This is a genomic window from Paenibacillus violae (genome assembly GCF_032461945.1).
GTDB lineage: Bacteria > Bacillota > Bacilli > Paenibacillales > NBRC-103111 > Paenibacillus_E > Paenibacillus_E violae.
Genome location: NZ_JAWCUD010000013.1, coordinates 116378 through 137317, shown reverse-complemented (window position 1 = coordinate 137317; position 20940 = coordinate 116378). Strand labels below are relative to the sequence as shown.

The 20940-nt window shown below is 48.0% G+C and carries 19 protein-coding genes; 17 read left to right on the top strand and 2 right to left on the bottom strand.

The window, feature by feature from the left end:
- The first annotated feature begins 242 nt into the window (after positions 1-242).
- From RQP52_RS30015 to RQP52_RS29990, 6 genes are all read left to right on the top strand, one after another.
- A complete protein-coding gene (locus RQP52_RS30015; RefSeq protein ID WP_315955321.1) occupies positions 243-1025 on the top strand; it encodes a nucleotidyltransferase domain-containing protein in 783 nt (260 codons plus the stop codon).
- Positions 1026-1040: 15 nt separating this feature from the next.
- Positions 1041-2462, top strand: coding sequence for an RtcB family protein (locus RQP52_RS30010; protein ID WP_315955232.1), 1422 nt, complete (start codon positions 1041-1043; stop codon positions 2460-2462).
- 14 nt (positions 2463-2476) lie between these two features.
- On the top strand, positions 2477-3772 hold the full coding sequence (locus RQP52_RS30005; protein WP_315955231.1) for an AAA family ATPase: 1296 nt from the start codon (positions 2477-2479) through the stop codon (positions 3770-3772).
- A gap of 31 nt (positions 3773-3803) precedes the next feature.
- Positions 3804-4376, top strand: coding sequence for an RNA 2'-phosphotransferase (locus tag RQP52_RS30000; RefSeq protein ID WP_315955230.1), 573 nt, complete (start codon positions 3804-3806; stop codon positions 4374-4376).
- Complete coding sequence (locus RQP52_RS29995) at positions 4364-5170, top strand: TatD family hydrolase (protein WP_315955229.1); 807 nt, start codon at positions 4364-4366, stop codon at positions 5168-5170. Before RQP52_RS30000 ends, RQP52_RS29995 begins: the two co-directional genes overlap by 13 nt.
- 343 nt (positions 5171-5513) lie before the next feature.
- Entirely contained in the window at positions 5514-6470 is a 957-nt protein-coding gene (locus tag RQP52_RS29990) for a 3'-5' exoribonuclease YhaM family protein (protein WP_315955228.1), read from the top strand.
- 55 nt (positions 6471-6525) lie between these two features.
- On the opposite strand, the gene RQP52_RS29985 is transcribed toward RQP52_RS29990, so the two are convergent.
- Complete coding sequence (locus RQP52_RS29985) at positions 6526-6987, bottom strand: Lrp/AsnC family transcriptional regulator (protein ID WP_315955227.1); 462 nt, start codon at positions 6985-6987, stop codon at positions 6526-6528.
- 273 nt (positions 6988-7260) lie between these two features.
- Here RQP52_RS29985 and RQP52_RS29980 point away from each other — a divergent pair, with 273 nt between their 5' ends.
- From RQP52_RS29980 to RQP52_RS29930, 11 genes are all read left to right on the top strand, one after another.
- Entirely contained in the window at positions 7261-8646 is a 1386-nt protein-coding gene (locus tag RQP52_RS29980; RefSeq protein ID WP_315955226.1) for an amidohydrolase family protein, read from the top strand.
- 59 nt (positions 8647-8705) lie between these two features.
- Positions 8706-9701 (top strand): aromatic ring-hydroxylating dioxygenase subunit alpha, encoded by a 996-nt coding sequence (locus tag RQP52_RS29975; RefSeq protein ID WP_315955225.1) that lies wholly within the window; start codon positions 8706-8708, stop codon positions 9699-9701.
- Between the two features lie 204 nt (positions 9702-9905).
- A complete protein-coding gene (locus RQP52_RS29970; RefSeq protein ID WP_315955224.1) occupies positions 9906-11000 on the top strand; it encodes an ABC transporter substrate-binding protein in 1095 nt (364 codons plus the stop codon).
- Positions 11001-11023: 23 nt separating this feature from the next.
- On the top strand, positions 11024-12403 hold the full coding sequence (locus RQP52_RS29965) for an amidohydrolase family protein (RefSeq protein ID WP_315955223.1): 1380 nt from the start codon (positions 11024-11026) through the stop codon (positions 12401-12403).
- Positions 12404-12411: 8 nt separating this feature from the next.
- Complete coding sequence (locus RQP52_RS29960) at positions 12412-13122, top strand: NAD(P)H-dependent oxidoreductase (RefSeq protein ID WP_315955222.1); 711 nt, start codon at positions 12412-12414, stop codon at positions 13120-13122.
- A 104-nt stretch (positions 13123-13226) separates the two neighbouring features.
- On the top strand, positions 13227-14039 hold the full coding sequence (locus RQP52_RS29955; RefSeq protein WP_315955221.1) for a creatininase family protein: 813 nt from the start codon (positions 13227-13229) through the stop codon (positions 14037-14039).
- A 45-nt stretch (positions 14040-14084) separates the two neighbouring features.
- Entirely contained in the window at positions 14085-14882 is a 798-nt protein-coding gene (locus RQP52_RS29950; protein WP_315955320.1) for an ABC transporter ATP-binding protein, read from the top strand.
- 18 nt (positions 14883-14900) lie between these two features.
- Positions 14901-16238, top strand: a complete 1338-nt coding sequence (locus tag RQP52_RS29945; protein ID WP_315955220.1) for an FAD-binding oxidoreductase — start codon at positions 14901-14903, stop codon at positions 16236-16238.
- A 136-nt stretch (positions 16239-16374) separates the two neighbouring features.
- Positions 16375-17154, top strand: a complete 780-nt coding sequence (locus RQP52_RS29940; RefSeq protein WP_246239471.1) for an ABC transporter permease — start codon at positions 16375-16377, stop codon at positions 17152-17154.
- 21 nt (positions 17155-17175) lie between these two features.
- Positions 17176-18432: an amidohydrolase family protein gene (locus RQP52_RS29935; RefSeq protein ID WP_315955219.1), complete on the top strand. Its 1257-nt coding sequence runs from the start codon at positions 17176-17178 to the stop codon at positions 18430-18432.
- A 141-nt stretch (positions 18433-18573) separates the two neighbouring features.
- Complete coding sequence (locus tag RQP52_RS29930) at positions 18574-20466, top strand: ATP-binding protein (RefSeq protein WP_315955218.1); 1893 nt, start codon at positions 18574-18576, stop codon at positions 20464-20466.
- A gap of 51 nt (positions 20467-20517) precedes the next feature.
- Here RQP52_RS29930 and RQP52_RS29925 read toward each other — a convergent pair whose 3' ends face one another.
- Complete coding sequence (locus RQP52_RS29925; protein WP_315955217.1) at positions 20518-20757, bottom strand: NHLP leader peptide family RiPP precursor; 240 nt, start codon at positions 20755-20757, stop codon at positions 20518-20520.
- Positions 20758-20940: the final 183 nt, after the last annotated feature.

Here is a 20940-nt window from a genome sequence, read left to right as displayed (position 1 = left end):
TTTCGCTCGTATGATGTTTGTAAATGAATGGAAAGGAGGCCGACGATATGATTCGCAATCAAAATTCTATCCGTAATTTGACAATTAAATTAAGCAGATTACCTTCGGTCTCAGCCGGGTTTGTGACGAATACGTAAGTCCTCTGTAGAGTGGCTTCGTTTACATTTGACATGAAAAGCCGTAGACGCTGTTGGTCTATGGCTTTTTTGTATGCGCATTTTGAAGAAGAAAGGGTGAGCCCGATGACGTTGGATGTTAGCAAAATACAGACAGAGCTTAAACAAATCGAACAAGAGGAAGGCGTTCGGATCTTATATGCCTGTGAGTCAGGCAGCAGGGCTTGGGGATTTCCGTCCAAGGATAGCGATTACGATGTGAGGTTTATCTATGTAAGACCTGTGGAATGGTACTTGTCTATCTTGGAGAAACGGGATGTGATCGAGCGCCCAATCAGCGATCTTCTCGACATCAACGGTTGGGATTTGAAGAAGGCATTGCATTTGTTTCGTAAGTCGAACCCGCCTTTGCTTGAGTGGCTTCAATCGCCGATGCCCTATCTGGAGCAGTTCAGCGTAACAGAGAAAATCCGGAAGCTATCTCCGCTGACTTTTTCTCCGCGATCCACTATGCATCACTACCTGCATATGGCGAAAGGGAACCTTCGAGCCTATTTGCAAGGCGATCTTGTTAAAATCAAAAAATATTTCTATGTGCTGAGGCCCATACTCGCATGCGGATGGATTGAGAAATACGGCTCGATGCCGCCGATGGAATTCGAAGAATTAGTGGAGCAAATGCTCACGGATTCGGTATTGAAAAAAGAAGTATACACCTTGTTGGCACGGAAAAAGGCTGGCGTCGAATTCGACTTAGAGCCGAAAATATCGGTGATCAACGACTTTTTAGAGCGACAAATCGCTTATTTTGAAGAAACCGCCAAACACATTTCAGTCTCTGGAGAACAGCAGGATCATGCTTTAGATGTTTTGTTCCGGGATGCGCTGAAGGAGGTTTGGGGTTCATAGAGAGGATACAATGGAATGAAAGAAAATTATGTTCAACACGTTCAGCTCCCTTCAGGGGTTGTCCATGTTTACGCAGCGCCTGAGCTGTTTAAAACGTTAGATTATCAAATTTTTCAGATGGCGAACAACAACTTGCAGATTCCGAATCAAAAATTTATGAGCTATACGCCAGACGTACATGTCGGTGTAGGTACTTGTATTGGTACAACGGCTGCGTGGCATGCTCACGATGGTTATGTGTCGCCGTCGATTGTCGGCAGCGATATCGGATGCGGCATGAGGGTGCATATGACCAATGTGCATAAAGATGAGCTCAAAGATGTGAAGCTGCGCCGCAAGCTCGTGAAGACCATCGAGAAGTATCTGCCTGTGGAAGACCACGCGCGCGGTCACTTCTCGGATGTTCGTTTGGAACATGTTGTGACTAAAGGATTGCACGGCTTGCCGAAAAAATATATCCCGGATGGCTATACGCCAAGGAAAGCGACTTCCCTTACACATGTCGAGTGCAGCAAATTTGCATTGGATGAAAATGTGTTGAATCGGTTCTCGAATGCCGTCTGGCATCGTTCACACCGTCAGCTCGGTACGCTGGGCAATGGGAACCATTTTGCCGAAATTCAAGCGATTGAGATCGCTGAAGAGAACCGCGAAGTGGCGGAAGCATGGGGCCTGTTTGACGGCCAAGTCGTAGTTATGATCCATTCCGGATCACGCGCTTGGGGCGGCTCCGTCAGCCAAGTCAGCAGCAGCGATATGGTGAAAGTCATGCGGACGCTGGGGTTGGGAACCGCAGATCCTAAGCTGCTTTTTGCTCCACTCGAGCATCCGCTAGCGCAGACTTATGTTCATTTGATGTACTCAGCGCTGAATTATGCCGTTGTGAATCGCCATCTCATTGCTTACGCCATTCGTGAGGCTGGCAAAGATGTATTTGGCTCAAAGTTTGAAATGACGACCTTGTACGATCTCATGCATAACTATGCCTGGGAGGAGAAACAGGAGGGCGAGTCCTATTTTGTCCATCGCAAAGGGGCAACGCGCTCGCTTCCCGCAGGGCACCCGGATAATCCGCAGCCCTATGTGCACACCGGCCACCCTGCGCTGATTCCCGGTTCAATGGGAACGGCTTCTTATATCATGGTTGGAGCGCCTGGCGGCAAAGCCAACTTTCACTCGATCTGCCATGGCGCAGGCCGCATCCGTTCGCGTAGTGCTACGAAAAAGCTGATTACGCTGAGTGAATTCGCCGCCTCCATGCGTGTCGGGACTGATGAGGAAATCGTTGTTAATCAAAAGTCATTAGAGGCGATTCTTGATGAATCTCCGCAAGCTTATAAAGATGTCGATCAAATCATAGAGAGTGTCGTCGGGGCGGATTTGGCTCAGGTTGTAGCAAAGTGCAAACCTATGGCGGCAGTAAAAGGTGCTAAATGAAGAGGGATTCCAACTTGAAAATAGGAGAAGTAACTGCGGCGGCTGTCTCCGCTCCGATCGGGTCTGGAGGCAGCCCGCTGGCCGCATATGGAGATTATGCTTATGTACTGGGGAGCATTCAAAGTGTGTTGAGCGACTTGTTCGGCGAGTATTTTGAACCTTATGTAAGTGACGACGGGAAAGAAGAATATTGGGAAATGTTGGAGCAGGACGTCAAAGCGGGTAGTCCTCAAGTCCAGCACGTTACGAAAATTTTTGATCTTATGGAATCTCGTGCATTTGGCATCCAAGGGGATGAGGAATCTTCGGCGTACGGCATATTTCCGACCTTGCGCAATAACGTCTTTGCCTATCCGGATTGGGGGATCGCATTAGCCAGGGTGCCGATTTTTCGGATGCATGGCATTGGCGCTGAGGATTTTGTTTTTGCCGTAGATGATGCCAGTCTTAAGCGGTTTCTTGAGCACGCGCGGCAGCGGCGAAGAGACTTAGATCGGCGGCAAGTGACGATTTTTACAGACGGACCGCATGGGATGGAAAAAGAACTGGCACCTATTACACGCATGGTTGACCGATCCGAAGTCATTATGAAGGACGAAGTAAAGCGGGACATTTACAGATCCATCGATCAATTTTTTGATGAGGATCGTACCTTTTTCAAGGAATATCAGCTTCCTTATAAAAGAGGCATTCTGCTCTATGGCAAACCGGGGAATGGGAAAACAACGCTCGTGAAGTCCATCGCCGGCAGCGTGAAAGCCCCTGTTGCTTATTGGCAAATCACAGAGAATACGTGCAGCGACTCTATTCAGGAGGTATTTCATGCGGCGGCGAATCTGGCGCCTATGATCCTTGTGATCGAGGATATCGATGCGATGCCCCAGCGGGCCCGGTCTTATTTTTTGAACATTTTGGACGGCGCTACTTCGAAAGAGGGTATTTTCCTCATTGGAACGACGAATTATCCAGAGCAAATTGATCCGGCATTAATGAACCGTGCAGGGCGTTTTGATCGCGCTTATGAAATTAAGCTTCCTGATATGGCGCTTAGACAGATCTATTTGGAGCAAAAAGGGATTGGCAAGCTGCTGACCGATGATTTACTGAGGGTAACCGCGAAGCAAACGGAAGGATTTACTTTTGCCCAGTTAAATGAATTGTACGCAGCAGCGGCGCTTCAGTGGCATTACGAGATGAGTGTGGATATAGAAAAACTGGTGAAGTCCATGAAAGCGGATTTGCAAAAGGGGCAGTCCATGTCGTGGTTGAAGGAAGATTCGGAGGTTCGGGTTGGGTTTTTGGTGGTTTGAGATGATGGATAAGAGAGGAGTGTGATTCGGAATGTTAACTAAACATGTACAAACAAGATTAAGCAAATTGATGAGTAAAATACTGCGGCATTCTCCGGAACAATTCGGGCTGCAGCTCGACTCGGTTGATGGTTCATGCGAAGTTGTTGATTTATTGCAAGTACTTCGTGGCCAGTCAGGGTGGTCGGAGCTTAGCTTGTCTGATTTGGAGGAAGTGGTCGAGCGCTGTGAAAAGCAGCGTTTTGAGATCATTGCCAATCGCATCAGGGCAAGGTATGGGCATAGTCATGACAAAGTCAGCTATCCGACCGGAGTGCCGCCGATAGTGCTCTATCATGGTACGAATGCGCAAGCTGCACCGATGATCCTGGAGCAAGGATTGCGTCCCATGCAGCGTCAATATGTTCATTTGTCTGAAGGGCTGCATTTTGCGACATTGGCTGGTAAGCGTAGAGGGGAACTTGTCATTTTAAACATCGATACGGTAAAAGCTAGCCGTGCTGGGATCAAGTTCTATTACGCAGGTAATGAAGTCTGGCTCGCGGACGCTGTTCCTGCAGAGTTTTGCAGCATTTATGAGCACAAAGAGGAGTGGTCGGAGTGAATAAGCAACTTATTGATATCGGAGTTAATTTGATGCATCGATCTTTTGAGGGGGACCGTCATGAGGTAATTGCAAGGGCGCTTGAGGTTGGTGTATCGCCTCTGATCCTGACGGGCACAAGCGAGAGGAATAGCGATTCAGCTGCGCGGTATGCAGCGAAATTCCCCGGGCAGCTGTTCACAACAGCCGGCATTCATCCGCATGATGCGCGGAATTGTACAGGGCAAACGATGGGTACATTACGGCGTTTAGCCACGAAACCGCAGGTTGTTGCGATTGGAGAATGCGGTTTGGATTACAACCGCGATTTCTCGCCTCGTGATATCCAGCGCAAATGGTTTGAAGAACAGATTCAGCTTGCCTGCGAACTGGAAAAGCCGCTTTTTCTGCACGAGCGTGAAGCACATTCCGATTTCGTGCGAATTCTGAAGCTTTATTTGGGCAAAGGGAATGTTAAGGCTGTTGTCCATTGCTTCACAGGGACGGCTCAGGAGCTTGAAGTTTATTTGGGGCTTGGTCTGCATATTGGGATTACCGGTTGGATTTGCGATGAACGTAGAGGGAGGCATCTGCGCGAGCTGGTGAAGCGAATCCCTCTAGATCGTCTGATGCTGGAAACCGATGCTCCTTTCCTGACGCCACGTGATTTGCCCGTTAAGCCGAAGGATGGCCGGAATGAACCGATGTTTCTTCCTCATGTGACAGCTGCCGTTGCTATTTGCTTAGGCAAAACGGTGGAGGAGGTTGCGGAGGCGACGACGAGTACGACGAGGGCATTTTTCGGGCTGCGGTAGGCTGCGCCTTCCTCGAAAGGCTACTTCCTCTCCCGTGAGGGGAACTACAGGGCGCTATTTCTATGAAGTGCGCCTTTTTCGCACGCAGAGAGAACTGTGGGCCGCTATTTGTCCGTTTTCGCAAGGAAAACAGAGTTTGGCGGGCAAATAGAGCCCTGCTGTTCCGCTTGGATGCGGCAACGGGCTAAATTTGCTGGAATAGCGGCTTGTAGTTCCTTAGGTGCCGCATCGGCCAACGTGACTGAGGCGGATTTTGAGCGAAAGAGTCGAATCTACGAATGAATTCAGCCATTTTGTCATTTTCATAGTATAATAGTTCCTAATGACATGTGGAGGAACTAAAATGACATTAATTAAGCAGCTTCAAGCACCAGAAGAATTTGTTGGATTTTATCTCATTAAAGAATTGGAAATTAAGCAAACGAACACAACGCCTGCGAAGGATTTCATGGATATTGTGCTGTGTGACGCCAGCGGGCAGATTTCGGCGAAAATGTGGGATGTCAGCGCTGCAGATAAGGAAACCTTTTTCCCGATGACATTGGTGAAGGTTCAGGGGCTGGTTCAAACCTATCGCGATAGATTGCAAGTGAAAATTGGTAGAATACGCAAGGTATTGCCGGAAGATGGCGTACAAATGACTGATTTCATTCGGTCGGCTCCGATTAGTCCAGTCGATCTTATTCATACCATAAATGGCGTTTTGGAAAGTATCCAAAATCCAAACATCAAATCGATCGTTTCTTTTTGTGTGTCAAAAGTGGGGGAGAAGCTTAATCATTATCCGGCTGCCAAAACCCATCATCATGCCTATTTCGCCGGGCTAGCCTATCACATTGTGCGGATGCTGGAAATTGGCGAATTCATCTGCAAACAGCGCCCGTTTCTTAATCCGGATTTGATCAAAGCAGGCATCATTTTGCATGATATCGCGAAACCGGAGGAGATGATTGCGCAGCTGGGCATCGTTACGGAGTACAGCGTGCAGGGCAAACTGCTAGGGCATATTTCGATGGCGGCGAATTGGATTACGGAGGCGGCTTTGCACCATGCGCTAGATCTGCAATCCGATGTCGTGATCGGTCTGCAGCATATCGTGTTGTCGCATCATAATTTGCCGGAATGGGGAAGCCCAGTGCTGCCGCAAATTCCCGAGGCAGTTGCTTTGCACTATATCGATTCGATGGATGCGAAGCTGCAGATGGTCGAGGATACGCTGCAAGTCACTCCGGAGACGGACGCTTGGACGCCTATGATTCGCGGATTAGAAAATAAGGCGATGTATCGTTTGAATTTATAAAAAAACCGTTAGGGCTTTCATCAAGCCCTGACGGTTTTTTTATTGCTGCGCAAAATTAAAGCTCCAGCCCAGTACCCTGCTTAAAACGTTTGATCACCACTTGCGTATTCACGCGAACAACGCCACCCAGTTTGTAGATGTTCTGATACAAAAATGCCTCTAACGCGGCTTCATCCTTCAACAGAGCATGCATATGCAGCGAACTGCTTCCTGTCATTTGATAGATCGAGATGACATTGGGATCCGCCGATAGTTGATTGCCCACCTCTTCAGCAAAGCGCGGTTCAACCTCGACTTCGAAAAAAGCGCTGACGACCTTTCCTAACTTTGTAGCATTCAATCGAATGGTGAAGTTCTCGATGACCTCATTGTCGATTAGATTTTCGACTCGTTTTTGAATCGCTACACGCGAGAGATTAAGGATTTCTCCAATTTTGGCGTAGGAAAGGCGGCCATTCTCATGCAGCAGCTTAATAATTTCTTGATCCACTTGATCCAGATGTGGAAGTTCCATCATGACACAACTCCTTACACAGAAAAATATATACAGTTGATTATAAAAAACATATTTTCACGAAAAAACAGCACTAATACGTTCCAAAATCAAAAAGTGTTAATTAGTCTGGCGATATTTCACTAAAAAACGTTACAAATTGTTTGGTTTTCATTTACAAGTGACGTTGACGGAAAAGATTGCCGCTCCTATAATCGTGTTAATAAACATAACACATATACATAATTTTTTAAACTGTGTAATAAAAGTTAACGCGAGGAAGGTGGCGGCAATCGAATGTCCAAGAAGCTGATCTACAACGGTACGATTATCACCATGAATGCCACCAATCAGATATTCAAACCAGGCTACGTCTATCTGGAGCACGATGTCATCGTAGAAGTGGGAGCATGGAGCGAAGTTGGAAGGATGGATGGCCTGAAGGCGGAAGCGGCGTATGACTACGATGCAAAGGGAAAAGTTGTGATACCTGGCATCATCAACGGGCATACGCATTTGTTTCAGACGTTCATGCGAGGCGTTTCTGATCACTCCCCGCTTGCACAGTGGCTGAAGGAGATCATTTGGCCGATGAGCTTGGCGATGGAGCCAGAAGATTTCTATTTGGCTGCATTGATCGGATGTATTGAAAATTTGAAATCGGGCGCCACTTACATCATGGATCACCATTATATCCATACCTACCCTGAGAATGACGAGAGTGTGCTGCGAGCCATGATCGATTCCGGCATTCGCGGGCATTTGGCCCGAGGAGGGTCGGATTTGGCGGGAGAAGTCCGATTGCGAGAGACCGAGGAGCAAATCTTTGGCGCCACGGACCGCTTGCTTGATGAATGGGAAGGGGCTGCTTCAGGACGAATCCGCATCGCGCTTGGGCCGCTCAATTTATATGGCTGTTCGCGTGGTTATCTGGAGCGGGCGGCGGTTTTCAGCCGGGATCGCCATCTCATTTCACACGTGCATGTGGCGGAAACGAGCGAGCAGATCGATACAACGATGGCACGTTATGGATTGCGCAACTTGGAGCTCCTGAATGAAGTTGGACTCCTGGGTGAGCAAACGCAGGTCGTGCACGGGGTTTGGCTGGATGACGGCGAGCTGGCCATGATTCGCGATCAAGGGGCATCGGTTATCCACTGCCCTGTCTCCAACATGTATTTAGCATCCGGCGTTGCCCGAGTGCCTGACATGCTGCGCATGGGCATTAATGTCGCTTTGGGGACGGACGGTCCCGGCAGCAATAACTGCCAAGACAACCTAGAGGTTCTAAAGTTCACGGCTTGCTTGCACAAGGTGAATGAGCTGGATGCTACCTTATTGCCTCCGATGGATGTGCTGCGTATGGCGACGGTGAATGGCGCGAAGGCGGTTGGAAGGAGCAATGAGTTGGGCAGTCTGGAGCCTGGCAAGAAGGCAGACCTGGTGGCAGTAGATATGATGAAGGCACATATCAGCCCTGTCCATCGCGCCTCTTCCGCCCTAGTGTACAATGCGAACGGCAACGACGTGGATCTTGTCATCGTCGGCGGCAACGTAGTTGTCGACAAAGGCGTATGCACCTGGGTGGATGAGCAGGAAATTTTAAAGAGAGCACAAGCCAGGGTTAATGTCCTGCGTGCCAAATTAGCTGGAAAATATCCTATTTTCGCAGACAACGAGTAGCTTTTTTTACAGGTTCAAATGTGTATGATTTTCATAAATTCCGTAGGAGGATGATAGTTATGGCCTTACAACGTCTACATGATCCCGTTCTGGAAAATGATTGGCATGCGGTGTACCTCGCGTCAGAACTGAAGGAGCAGCCTGTTGGTGTCATTATTTTGGGCGAAAGAGTGGCGCTTTACCGTTCCAGCAAAGGGGTTCATGCCATGCAGGATCTATGCGTTCATCGTGGAGCGATGCTTTCCAGAGGCTGGGTGCAAAACGATGCGTTAGTCTGCCCTTACCACGGTTGGCAATATGATTCTTCCGGCCAATGTGTGTGTATTCCCGCACAGCCGAAGGGGGAGAAAATCCCGCCAAGAGCCAAAGCTCAGCTTTTCCATTGTGAAGAAAAATACGGTTTTATTTGGGTGTGTATTGGTGAGCCGACAGCGCCGCTTCCTCATTTCGACGAGTTTGCCAATCCCGCGTTTCGTCCACTGCCATGCGGCCCTTATAAGGTGGCGGCAGCGGGTACGAGAGTAATCGAGAACTTTACGGATTTTGCCCATCTGATGTTCGTCCACCAGAATTTGCTGGGACACCCGGACTATGCGGAGCTGCCTGACTTCGAGGTCATCAAAGAAAAAGATCGAATTTATATTGAACATATTCCGATTTTTCAGCCTGTAGCCCATTCCGGTTCAGATAAAAGTGAAGGAACGACTTACGTGTATAGGAAGGAAGTGTACCGGCCTTTATCGGCACGGTTGTCCAAAGCGGATCCGAGCAACGGCCAAACCTTGTGGATCATGCTGACGGTCCTCCCTGTGGCGGCAGAAGAATGTATTGTTCACATGATGGTGTCACGTAACTATGCCTTTGATGTGGATGATGCGAATTTCATCCGTTTTCAGGATATTGTCTTTGATCAAGATGCCAAGGTGATTGAGACGCAGAAACCGGAGCTGCTTCCGCTTGATTTGCAAGTAGAGCTTAATCACAAGGTAGACCGGTTTTCTATCGCCTATCGCCGTTGGTTGCGGGAACTTGGAGTCAAGGTTGGTGTCGTGTAAAATCGCTTAACGTTCGTTTTTTGGGATATATCATGGCTTGTCATTCACTTTATTCTTGAAAATATAATAAAAAGGCGTACTTTTATTGTGATTAAACACAAAACGTTAGCATCTTCGTTGACGCGCATAGACGATCAATTCTATATTTGACTAAAGGTCGATAAGTACTTTGTAGAGATAACCAAATATGGAGGGGATGTTCAAATGAAACGATTCAATGATACGAATCCGCTAGTCGCCAAACGCCCGGTACTCTTGTCTGTTAGCTTTATTGCGATCTCAAGTATGCTTGCCGCCTGCGGTAGTGGAAGCACCTCAGTTTCATCATCGCCAAGCGCACCAACTTCCACAGCGCCGGCGGCTTCCACGGCTCCCGCTGCATCAACAGCGGCTACGACGGCGCCTAAAGCTATCGTTCCAGCGACGGTTGTTTTGAACTGGTTCGCTGAGCCAGAACATGGCGGGAACTTTGCGGCGTTAGCCAAAGGTTACTACAAAGATGCAGGCTTGGATATGACGCTGATGCCGGGCGGACCGCAGGTGTCGTCTACACAGATTGTTGCCTCAGGCAAAGCGCAATTCGGGATGGCTAACGGCGACGATATTTTGGTGGCCAGACAAGAGGGGATTCCAATTGTAGCGATCGCAACCTCGTTGCAAAAGAGCCCGCAAGCTTTGTTTTACCATAAAGATTCAGGAGTGAAAGATTTTGCTGATCTTAATGGTCACAAAGTGTACGTAGCTTCCACTGCGAGCTTCTGGCAGTTCATTAAGAAGAAATACAAATTAGACTCGGCCCAAGAAATGAAATACACAGGTCAATTAGTCAATTTTGTTAATGATAAAACATCGCTCACACAAGGTTACGTGACTAGCGAGCCTTTCACCCTTGATCAGCAAAAAGTGGAGTATGGGACGCTGCTGAATGCCGATTCCGGATACAACATTTATGGCGGAGTTTACTTCACAACGGAGAAGATGATTGCCGAACATCCGGATCAAGTGAAAGCTTTTGTGGAAGCCACGGTCAAAGGATGGGACTACTACAAAGATCATTCTGAGGAGATTAACCCGAGCATTCAACAAAAGAACCCTGATATGGGCTTGGATATGATGAAATTTAGCGCTGCAAAAGAAATGGATTTCGTATTTGGCGGCGATGCTGCAACGAAAGGGACTGGCGTCATGACCAAGGAACGCTGGGAGGAAGTTCAGAAGCAATTAGTTGATGTTGGTGTGCTAAAAACGGCTGAAAGCATTGATAAAGTGTTCACAACCCAATTTTTACCTAAAAAATAATAATGGTTCAGGAGGTGGCGGCATTGGCTTCTGTTACGAATTTGGATTTCATCAATGTTCGATTACCCATGGAGGATGAGGGGCATTTGTTTCGCCTATCGATTCGGGATGGGGTTTGGACACAGATTCTCAAGCAAGAAGGAGATGCTGCCCCGCCTGGCGCTGTTTCTTTGGAAACGTGGAATCCTACGCAGGCTTTTCTGGACTCCAACAGGCCGATTATTGATTTGGAAGGTAAAATCATGCTGCCGGGCTTCGTGGATGCACACATGCATCTGGACAAAGCTTTCTCCTTAACTTCGGTTGAGAATCGAAGCGGGACGTTAGAAGAAGCTGTGCAGAATTATTCGCAAGCATCGCCTTCTTTTAGCAAGCAGGAAATTAAATCTAGAATGATTCGTTCGGCTATGCAAGCATTATCGTTTGGTACGACACGGATTCGGACGCATCTGGATTTTAACCTGCGAGTTTCCAGGGAAGTTGCCTTACGTACGATTGAAGCTGCCTTGGAAGCAAAAGAAGCACTGGCCCCTTACCTAACGTTGCAGCTGTTTCCAATGTGTCCTTACAACTTTATGTCAATGGACGTAGACGCCATCGAAGAAGCATTAAGGATGGGTGTTGACGGAATTGGGGGAGCCCCTCATTTATCGATGACCCCGAAAGAAGATATTGATTATGTGTTCAAATTAGCGGAGAAATACGACGTGCCGATTGATCTTCATTGTGACGAAACCGACAATCCGGCTATTCGCACGATTGAGCATATCGCCTATCGAACGAAGGCGGAAGGATACGAAGGACGAGTGACCGTTGATCATTTATGCGCGCTGGCATCCATGACCGATCAAGATGCGCACAGCATCATCGCTCAAATGGCGGATGCGGGGCTCAAAGCCGTTTCCTTACCTGCGGTGAATCTGTATTTGCAAGGCAGACATGACAGCTTCCCAATTCGGCGTGGGGTAACCAGACTGAAAGAAATATGGGAGGCAGGCATTCCTATTGCGGTAGCTTCCGATAATATTCACGATCCTTTTCATCCATTCGGGCGAGGTGATTTGCTGCAAATTGCTTTAATCAGCTCCTACGCCGCTCATATGGGAAGGCCGGACGATCTTCGTACGTTGCTGCGCATGATTACGGATGTTCCCGCTAAAGTGTTGGGACTTACCGATGATGCCATCAAGGCGGGCAATGAAGCGAACTTTGTCGTCATGGACGGCAGTACGCCGGAAGAGATCTTCACCATGCTGCCGGAACGGCGATGGGTGTATAGCGGGGGAAGGTGGGTGCGCATGGCTGCAGCCAAAACCAAATGGCAGGACAACACGTTAGCCCGCTATTGGGATGAGGCTTCACGAGAAGTATCCTTCCATAAACATGAATTTGCGAAAGGGTGAAATTGAGGGTGGCTAACTTGCTGGTCGTTTATTACAGTGCATTCGGTCATGTCTTTCAGATGGCACAAGCTGTGGCCAATGGGGCCAGCCAGTCAGGGGCTCATCATGTAAAGATCGTGCGCATCCCCGAAATGGCCGCTACTCAGAATCGCGTCATCCAGCCAGATAAGGAGAGGCCTACAAGCAGTAGTAAAAGCTTATCCAATCAATTTCGGTTGACAGATCGTTATAGTAAATATGAAGCAGCAGGTGTATTACAAGAGAATATTCCCTATGCGACTAATGATGATTTGCGATGGGCTGACGGCATATTGTGGGGCTTTCCCACTTATTATGGCACGATGCCCGCTCAAGTTAAGTTGTTTCTAGAAATGGCTGGAGAGTTATGTGTAGAAGGGGCTTTAGAAGGGAAGCCAACGGGCATTTTTAACTCGACGGCTTCTATTCATACTGGTCATGAGGCAGCTATTTTGACGGCTATGGTGCCATTCTTTCATTTCGGCATGATTTTCGTAGGTCTACCGTACTCCGAGAATCCAGAATATTTAACAGCGGACGCGATTGGCTGCTCGCCATATGGCGCCTCTACCTTGGCAGGTCCAGACAGTTCGTTGTCCCCTGATCCTAGGGAGCTGCTGATGGCTGCTCGGTTAGGGGAGCGGGTTGCGGATGTTGCCGCAGCTTTGCAGCTTTTTCGGACAAAAGAAGCTTCCGGTTAAAACGTTGCTACATTGAAAGCTAGGATCCGTTCTTGTCAATGAGATTGGGTCTTTTTTCATACAGGTGAACAACAAATCATACGACGCATAAGGAGGCGCTCATTGTGACATTCAGTCGTTATACAGGTAAAGCATGGGATCGCCACTTTTTCCCTCGATTAAGTAAGCTGGAGGTAGATGAGTTACCGAAAGATGACGCCTTGATCGTTCTGCCGGTGGGCGCGGTTGAGCAGCATGGTCCGCATATGCCGGTGTTTACGGATACGTTGATCTCCGAGGTGCTGCTAACAGAAGCGTTCCATCAGCTTCCGGATGATGCGAATATTTGGCTGTTGCCGGCCATCCCTTATGGCAAAAGCACTGAGCATCTCGGCCATCCCGGAACGATCACCTTATCTGCAACAACGTTGATGGCTGTCGTCATGGATATTGCCAAGAGCCTTACTAGAAGCGGCTTACAGAAGTTAGTTTTGGTGAATACGCATGGCGGCAACACGGATTTGCTCAATATGATGGCTCGTGAAATCCGCATAGAGACTGGATTGGCCGTCTTTCGGCTAGACCCTGGCGGACTTGGCGGTGCCGATGAATGGATAACTCCGCTGGAAAAGCAAGCGGGCATTCATGCGGGTGATATGGAAACGTCGCTCGTGATGTCGGCAATTCCACATTGGGTGCACATGGAAGCGGCGCCTACGGAGTTCCCAAATTATCCGAGCTCACGTTATCTAGGTCTGCGCAACCGTGCTTTTGCATGGGTGATGGACGATTTATCCCACTCTGGCATCTCCGGAGACGCTGCGCAAGCTACGGTTCAAAAAGGCGAAGCCATGACGGTTACCTACGGTGCAATGATCGCCGAAGCACTGCTCGAATTTCAAGCTTTTGACATGAAGTCATTGAAAAAGCACCTATAGATAAACGGAATCCAAAAACAAATCTAGGAGATGATCGATATGGCCATGAATTCCCCCCTCGTCCACGATCCAAGTAAGCTCGGAGCTAGTCCTACATTTGTAAGTATGGAAAATCTGTCTAAAACATACCCGAACGGAACGATTGCCCTGCAGGATGTGAATCTATCCATTCAAGAAGGGGAGTTCTTATGCTTCGTGGGTCCTTCCGGCTGTGGGAAATCTACGATTTTCAAAATGATTACAGGGCTGGCCAAACCGAGCAGCGGCAAGCTGGACGTATTTGGGACGACGCCGAAGGAAGCGCGTAAGCAAAGCGATATCGCTTTCGTCTTTCAGGATCATACGCTGCTGCCTTGGTCGACGGTCGAAGCGAATGTTAGATTGCCGCTGGAATTGCGGGGAGTAGACAAGAAGACGCAAAAAGATGAGGCGCAGCGCGTGCTCGAGCTTGTCGGCTTGAAGGATTATATGAAGGTGCTGCCAAGGCAGCTTTCCGGTGGTATGAAAATGCGTGTCTCGATTGCCCGCGCGCTGATCTCCAGGCCTAAGCTGCTGCTCATGGATGAGCCGTTTGGCGCTTTGGACGAAATTACCCGTCAAACGCTGCAGATGGAGCTGCTTAATATTTGGCAGCAGGATAAATCGATGACGGTGCTATTCGTGACGCACAATGTGTTTGAATCCGTGTTTTTATCCACAAGTGTTGTTGTCATGACACCGCGTCCTGGCAAAATATCGGCGCGATTGGATATTCCGGTGCCTTTTCCACGGGATGAAAGCTTCCGGACCACGGCGCAGTTCAGCGATTTGGTGCGGGAAGTATCAGCAGCGTTAGAGCATTAAGAGGAGAGGATGACGCAGATGGCGATGCAAATGAACTGGGAGCAAATCATGCAGGAGCGCCTCGGGGACGAGATCGTGCATGTGGATCGTGCAACGAGAGAAAAACTTTCGAAGGATTATTACTGGTATTCTCCTGTCCTTAATCGGCAATTGCAGCATATGAAAGCAGCGGATGTCATTGCTATACCGCGTTCTGAGGCTGAGGTGGCTGAAATTATCGCCTTCGGTTACCACCATAACATTCCTGTGACGGTGCGTGGAGCCGGAACAGGTAATTACGGTCAAGCAGTTCCCCTGCAGGGCGGTATTGTTCTTGATTTAAGCCGTATGGATGAAATTCTCGAAATCGGACCTGGCTATGCAAGGCTTCAATGCGGCGTGCGTCTGGGTGTCATGGATAAAAAGGCGCGCGAGGCCGGGCAGGAGATTCGCATTTATCCGAGCACTTATGTCAAAGCAACGGTGGGCGGTTTTGTCAGCGGAGGTTCCGGGGGAATCGGTTCTATCACCCATGGCAACCTGTGGGATGGCAATGTGCTTGAAGCTGTGATCTATACAATGGAAGAGACGCCACAGCGCCTCGTGATTCAAGGTCGTGATTTATTTGATTATATTCATAATTATGGAACGACCGGCATTTTAACCGAGGTGACGATCCCGCTTTCTCCGCGCACGGAGTGGGCTCAAGCCATTGTCAGCTTTAATACGCTGCAGGAATCCATGAAGTTCGGAGAGGCGTTGGCGAGAGAGGAAAAGATTCCGAAGCGGCTTATTGCTCCGATGGAATGGCCGATTCCGTCTTATTTTGTTCCATTTGCCAAAGTGATCAAAGCTGGCAAGGCAGCCGTTATGCTTGAGATTGCGGAGGAAAGTATGGATTCCGTCGAAGCGCTTGTTGATGGCTATGGTGGATGCATCGACCATTTCATAGAAGCCAAGCAATATCGGAAAACGATTGGCGTGTCGGATTTTACATGGAATCATACAACACTATGGGCAATGAAGACGGACTCCTCTATGACGTATTTGCAGGCAGGTTTTGAATTGGGCCGCTATGAGGAACAAATCGAGCTTTTGAAAGCGAAATGGGGCGACGAAGTTTACTTGCATTTCGAATGGGTGCGCAGCGGTGGAGAACTCGCGCTAAATGCGCTTCCACTTGTTCGCTTCCAAAGCGAAGAACGACTGTACGAGATTGTTGCCTTTTGCGAATCCATAGGGGTCAAGATCTTCGATCCGCACACTTGGGTGCTCGAACAAGGCGGACGTGGTGAGGTTGGCAGCATGGCGCGCAAGAAACGCGAGAATGACCCTAGAGGACTTCTGAATCCTGGCAAAATGAAGGTTGAGCCTTAAATGAAGGGAGACACGACAAATGGCTGTTGATTCTAACTATCTAAAAATGCTGCCTGACGAAATATTCCCTGCCCGTGAACGTTCCGCTTGGGCTAACCGACTCGATGAAGGCGCCTCACCGGGCTATCGCTTCCTTATGTTGTTGAAGCACATGCTGCCTCCCTTGGTTGCCTTTGTTGTTTTCATCGGTGGCTGGGAGCTCATTGCTTATTTAGCTAAGGCGCCTGTTTATTTGGTACCTAAGCCGTCTGACATCGTGGCTGCCGCCGTGGAAAACAAACATGCGTTATGGGTGTCAGTCACAACGACGACGCTTGAAGCTGTGCTCGGATTTTTCCTCAGCATCATCATGGGGGTAGCGGGTGCGATTCTGCTTGCCAGTTCCAAGTGGATCGAGAAAAGCGTGTATCCGTACGCTATCATTTTACAAACCATTCCGATTGTTGCAATTGCGCCATTAATTGTCATCTGGTTCGATGCGGGCATGAATGCCATTGTCATCATTACCTTCTTGATCGGGTTTTTCCCCATGCTCTCAAATACCTTAATCGGTTTAAATTCTACGGATCAAAATATGAGCAACTTGTTTTACCTGTATAATGCCAACGCCTTTCAAACGATGTGGAGACTTCGCATCCCGGCTGCTCTGCCTTATATTATTGCGGGGTTGAAAATCTCCTGTACCTTATCTGTTGTCGGCGCCATCGTCGGTGAGTATATCGCTGGCATCGGTGGGGGAGCAGGCGGGCTTGGTTATGCGATTACGTATGCGGCCGCCCGGTTAAAAACAGCGTATTTATTCGCGTGCGGGCTGTCGGCTTCAGCGCTGGGCATTTCCTTTTTCCTCTTGGTCAATGCTTTCTCCAAATGGGTGTTGAGCTCCTGGCATGAATCCGAAATGAAAAAAGACAGCTAATGAACGCGCCATAGGAAGAAGGTGATCACCCTGCTTGATTTAATCATTCGACGTGTACGTCTTCTGGATGACCCAAAGAACCGGGGCGTTGTCGATGTTGGTGTAAAGGACGGTAGAATCGTCGGAATTGGCGTTATTGACAGTGGAGCCGAACGAGAAATCGATGGCAGCGGACATCTGCTGCTCCCTCCATTCGTGGAGTCGCACATCCATTTGGACACGGTTTTAACGGCGGGGGAACCTGCTTGGAACGAAAGCGGTACGCTGTTTGAAGGCATCGGGTTATGGCAAAAGCGCAAACAATCGCTCACCTATGACGATGTCAGGAAGCGGGCGGAGAAAGTGCTGCAGCTGCAACTGGCGGCAGGCATTCTCCATGTTCGCACGCAGGCGGACATATCGGACCCGAACCTGACGGCGCTGCGGGCACTTCTTGACCTGCGAGAGCGCGTGAAGCCGCACATGAAAGTGCAGGTCATCGCTTTCCCGCAGGACGGGATTCGCGCTTGCCCGGAGAATGAGCGCCGGCTGGAGGAGGCGCTCGAGCTTGGCGCAGATGGGATCGGCGCCATTCCGCATCTTGAACCTACGCGTGAGGAAGGCCTCGCGTCGCTCGACATCGTGTTCCGCCTAGCCGAGAAGTATGGCTGCTTCGTCCATGTGTTCTGCGATGAAATGGACGATGAGCATTCAACCTTCCTTGAGAGCACGGCTCACTTGGCCATTCGTTATGGCCTAAGGGAACGTGTTACCGCAGCGCATGCGAATGCTTCCGCGTATTATAGTGACGCCTACTTTCAGAAAGTGGTAGGCATAACGGCTCGATCCGGCATAAACGTCGTCTGCTGCCCGCTCATCAACAGCGCTATGCAAGGCCGCTTCGATCGCTTTCCCAAAGGACGTGGAATCGCTAGGATCAAGGAGATGCAGGCGGCGGGTGTGAATGTTAGCATCGCGCATGATGACATTCAGACGCCTTTCTACCCGCTCGGCACTGGAAATATGCTAGCAGCAGCTCATATGGCGGCCCATCTTGCGCATATGACTGGGCGGGAAGAAATCGCTGAGCTTGTGCGCATGGTGACGGTGCGCGCTGCGAAAGTGCTGCAGCTTCACGAATATGGGCTGGAAGTTGGCCAGCCGGCATCCTTTATTCTGCTGCCCGGCCGGGATGCCATGGATCTTGTACGGGGTCAGCCGGATTGCCGGTATGTGATTAGCCATGGCCGTGTTGTAGCTGAAACTGAGCCTGCGCGTAGCCTCTTATATGGTATGTAATAGCCACCCCCTAATTGGCAGGGGGTGGCTATATTTGTTTGACTATTGTTTACTTGGTAAAAGAAGGGAAAGTTCTCGTCCTGTCGAATTTCATTTATTGTTAAACATCGTAAGTTAAGTTTGGACGGGGATGGTGAACACATGAAGCGGTTTTCTCCAACGCTTTGGTTAGTGGTACTTGTTGCTGTGTTGAGCAGTTCGTTTTTAATGCCGCGAGTATTTGCCAATGATGTTCCAGAAGAAATAAAAACGATTTCAGAGTACTCGATCCTGTGGGGGGATCCGTCAGGTGGAATTGTAGACGTCAGTGCTGCCTTACCTGAGCGCTGGAGAAAAGTGAAAAGCGGTGAACCTTTTCCTGATAAACCAGAACATACCTCATCTGTATGGGTTAAATTCCAACTGCCTGCACATTTACCCAAAGACTATGGCATCTATATTCAAGACATTCGTACGCAGAAACTGAAGGTATACATTGGAGCACATTTAATTCGAGAATCGAGGTATGATTTTCCGTATGACGCACAGAGGAGTTTATTCCCGATTAGTAGTGTGGAAAGTGGAGAAACTGTATATCTAAAGTTGGAGTCAACTATGGACCGTTTGAGTATATACCCAACTATCAGGATAGATCAATACTCGATTCTGATGAGGTCGTATGTACTTCAAGATTTGCAGAATATTATTCTCGGAAGTGCTTTTTTATTCATTGCACTGATTATGCTAATTGGATCTATCTTCTTGAAAAGAGGTCAGCTTCAAAGCTGGATGCTAATAAGTGTATTAAGTTTGTCAGTAGGAATAATTTTTATTACATATTCTCCTTTTGTATACGCCAATTTCACAAGTTATGGTGGTTTATTTATCAATTTGTTCGATGTGGCTCTTAATGTGTTTTTACCGGCGCTAACTTGGTCATTCGAGCAAATCTTTGATAACGGGAAATTTAAATGGGTGCGTCGATTTCGGAAATTTCAGGTTGCTTATTCTGTTCTATTAATCGCATTTATGTTCATCAATCAATTGAATCATTATCAATTTAATAAAGCATACTTTTTTGTAGCGGTAACCGTTTTAGGCTATTTGATGATTTTCCAATTTGTTTTGATCATCGGATTATGTTTTCAGCTGATGCGAAAAGGGAACAAGGAAGCTGTTGTGTTTTCAATCGGATTTGGCACGTTGGCTGTCATGAGTATACTAGATCTTGTTAACTTCTATAGATCTTCACTGAATTATCAATTTTATTTATGGAAGTGGGGAGGCATTGCCTTATTTATTACCCTCATTGTTATATTGGTCCGACGTTTTGCTCTGAATCAGGAACTGTTGGTCAACTACTCGAAAGAGCTAGAATTTTATAATCATCAGCTTCAACTTTCAGAAAGGACGGAAATCATAAGCTCCTTGGCTGCTTCCGTCGCTCATGAGGTGCGGAACCCCCTACAGGTAACGCGTGGTTTCTTACAGTTAATCGGTTCACGATCAGAGGAGAAAGAAAAAGAATATATGCAAATAGCGATCGAGGAACTGGATCGAGCATCGGTTATCATTACAGATTTTTTAACCTTTTCTAAGCCTCAGTTGGATGAAACCGTTGATATCGATGTTAACCAAGTAATTAAACAAATTGAAGGAATTATTATGCCGCTAGCAACTTTACAAGGCGGACGTATTGCTGTAAGTGTTCCACCTGGACTTTATATACGTGGAAATGTATCGAAGTTTAAACAAGTCATGATCAACCTTATTAAAAACGGTATTGAAGCTTTTCAAGATGACGGAGAGGTGCAAATTCGAGCATATGAGATGGATAGCAAGGTCTACCTTCATATTAAAGATAACGGTCAAGGGATTGAAGCTGCTGAGTTGGCGAAACTAGGGGAACCTTACTTTACAACAAAAACAAAGGGAACCGGTCTTGGACTTATGGTAACATTCCGGATAATTGAGGCAATGCAGGGGGAAATAGCATTTGAAAGTCAGAAGAATAACGGAACTGAGGTAATTATGAGTTTTCCAAAAGTAATGTAATAAAGAGCGAAGGAGCTGCACATCAAATCTGCAGCTCCTTCGTACTTATTTTTACCAGTTGGGATTATCAGCACCTGCCGGCACCAACACCTTAGCCGGATTCGCCGGAATAACAAGCACAAAGTCCGTCGAAGTTTCTTCTACCGCTTTCACTGTAAAATCACCGGGGAGCGTAATACCAAAGGATTCTTTTAGCGCTGCTTTTGGATTGGCAAGAAGTTGGTTTTTGAATGCTTCATCTTCCCACGCTTTTTGAATGATTTTCGCTTTTAATTGTTCATGTGATGACATAATTAGTCACTCCCCTTTAATTGTAACGGACATGGAAGCCACTATTTCTGATTATTGGCGATGAAAGGGAAGTTATCGGACTGAGGAGGCGTTATTCACTGTTATTTCCTTTGTTTTGGGCTATTTTGAGAGGAATAGCGTCGCTCAGGTCCGTTTAATCCTATTTCATGCTCAAAAATCATG

Excerpts from the sequence above, each read along its gene's own strand:
- RQP52_RS29950 (WP_315955320.1), top strand. The coding sequence starts at position 14,085 with ATGAATTCCCCCCTCGTCCACGATCCAAGTAAGCTCGGAGCTAGTCCT.
- RQP52_RS29930 (WP_315955218.1), top strand. The coding sequence starts at position 18,574 with ATGAAGCGGTTTTCTCCAACGCTTTGGTTAGTGGTACTTGTTGCTGTG.
- RQP52_RS29975 (WP_315955225.1), top strand. The coding sequence starts at position 8,706 with ATGGCCTTACAACGTCTACATGATCCCGTTCTGGAAAATGATTGGCAT.
- RQP52_RS30015 (WP_315955321.1), top strand. The coding sequence starts at position 243 with ATGACGTTGGATGTTAGCAAAATACAGACAGAGCTTAAACAAATCGAA.
- RQP52_RS29970 (WP_315955224.1), top strand. The coding sequence starts at position 9,906 with ATGAAACGATTCAATGATACGAATCCGCTAGTCGCCAAACGCCCGGTA.
- RQP52_RS29985 (WP_315955227.1), bottom strand. The coding sequence starts at position 6,987 with ATGATGGAACTTCCACATCTGGATCAAGTGGATCAAGAAATTATTAAG.
- RQP52_RS29940 (WP_246239471.1), top strand. The coding sequence starts at position 16,375 with ATGTTGTTGAAGCACATGCTGCCTCCCTTGGTTGCCTTTGTTGTTTTC.
- RQP52_RS29980 (WP_315955226.1), top strand. The coding sequence starts at position 7,261 with ATGTCCAAGAAGCTGATCTACAACGGTACGATTATCACCATGAATGCC.
- RQP52_RS29990 (WP_315955228.1), top strand. The coding sequence starts at position 5,514 with ATGACATTAATTAAGCAGCTTCAAGCACCAGAAGAATTTGTTGGATTT.
- RQP52_RS30010 (WP_315955232.1), top strand. The coding sequence starts at position 1,041 with ATGAAAGAAAATTATGTTCAACACGTTCAGCTCCCTTCAGGGGTTGTC.
- RQP52_RS30000 (WP_315955230.1), top strand. The coding sequence starts at position 3,804 with ATGTTAACTAAACATGTACAAACAAGATTAAGCAAATTGATGAGTAAA.
- RQP52_RS29945 (WP_315955220.1), top strand. The coding sequence starts at position 14,901 with ATGGCGATGCAAATGAACTGGGAGCAAATCATGCAGGAGCGCCTCGGG.
- RQP52_RS29925 (WP_315955217.1), bottom strand. The coding sequence starts at position 20,757 with ATGTCATCACATGAACAATTAAAAGCGAAAATCATTCAAAAAGCGTGG.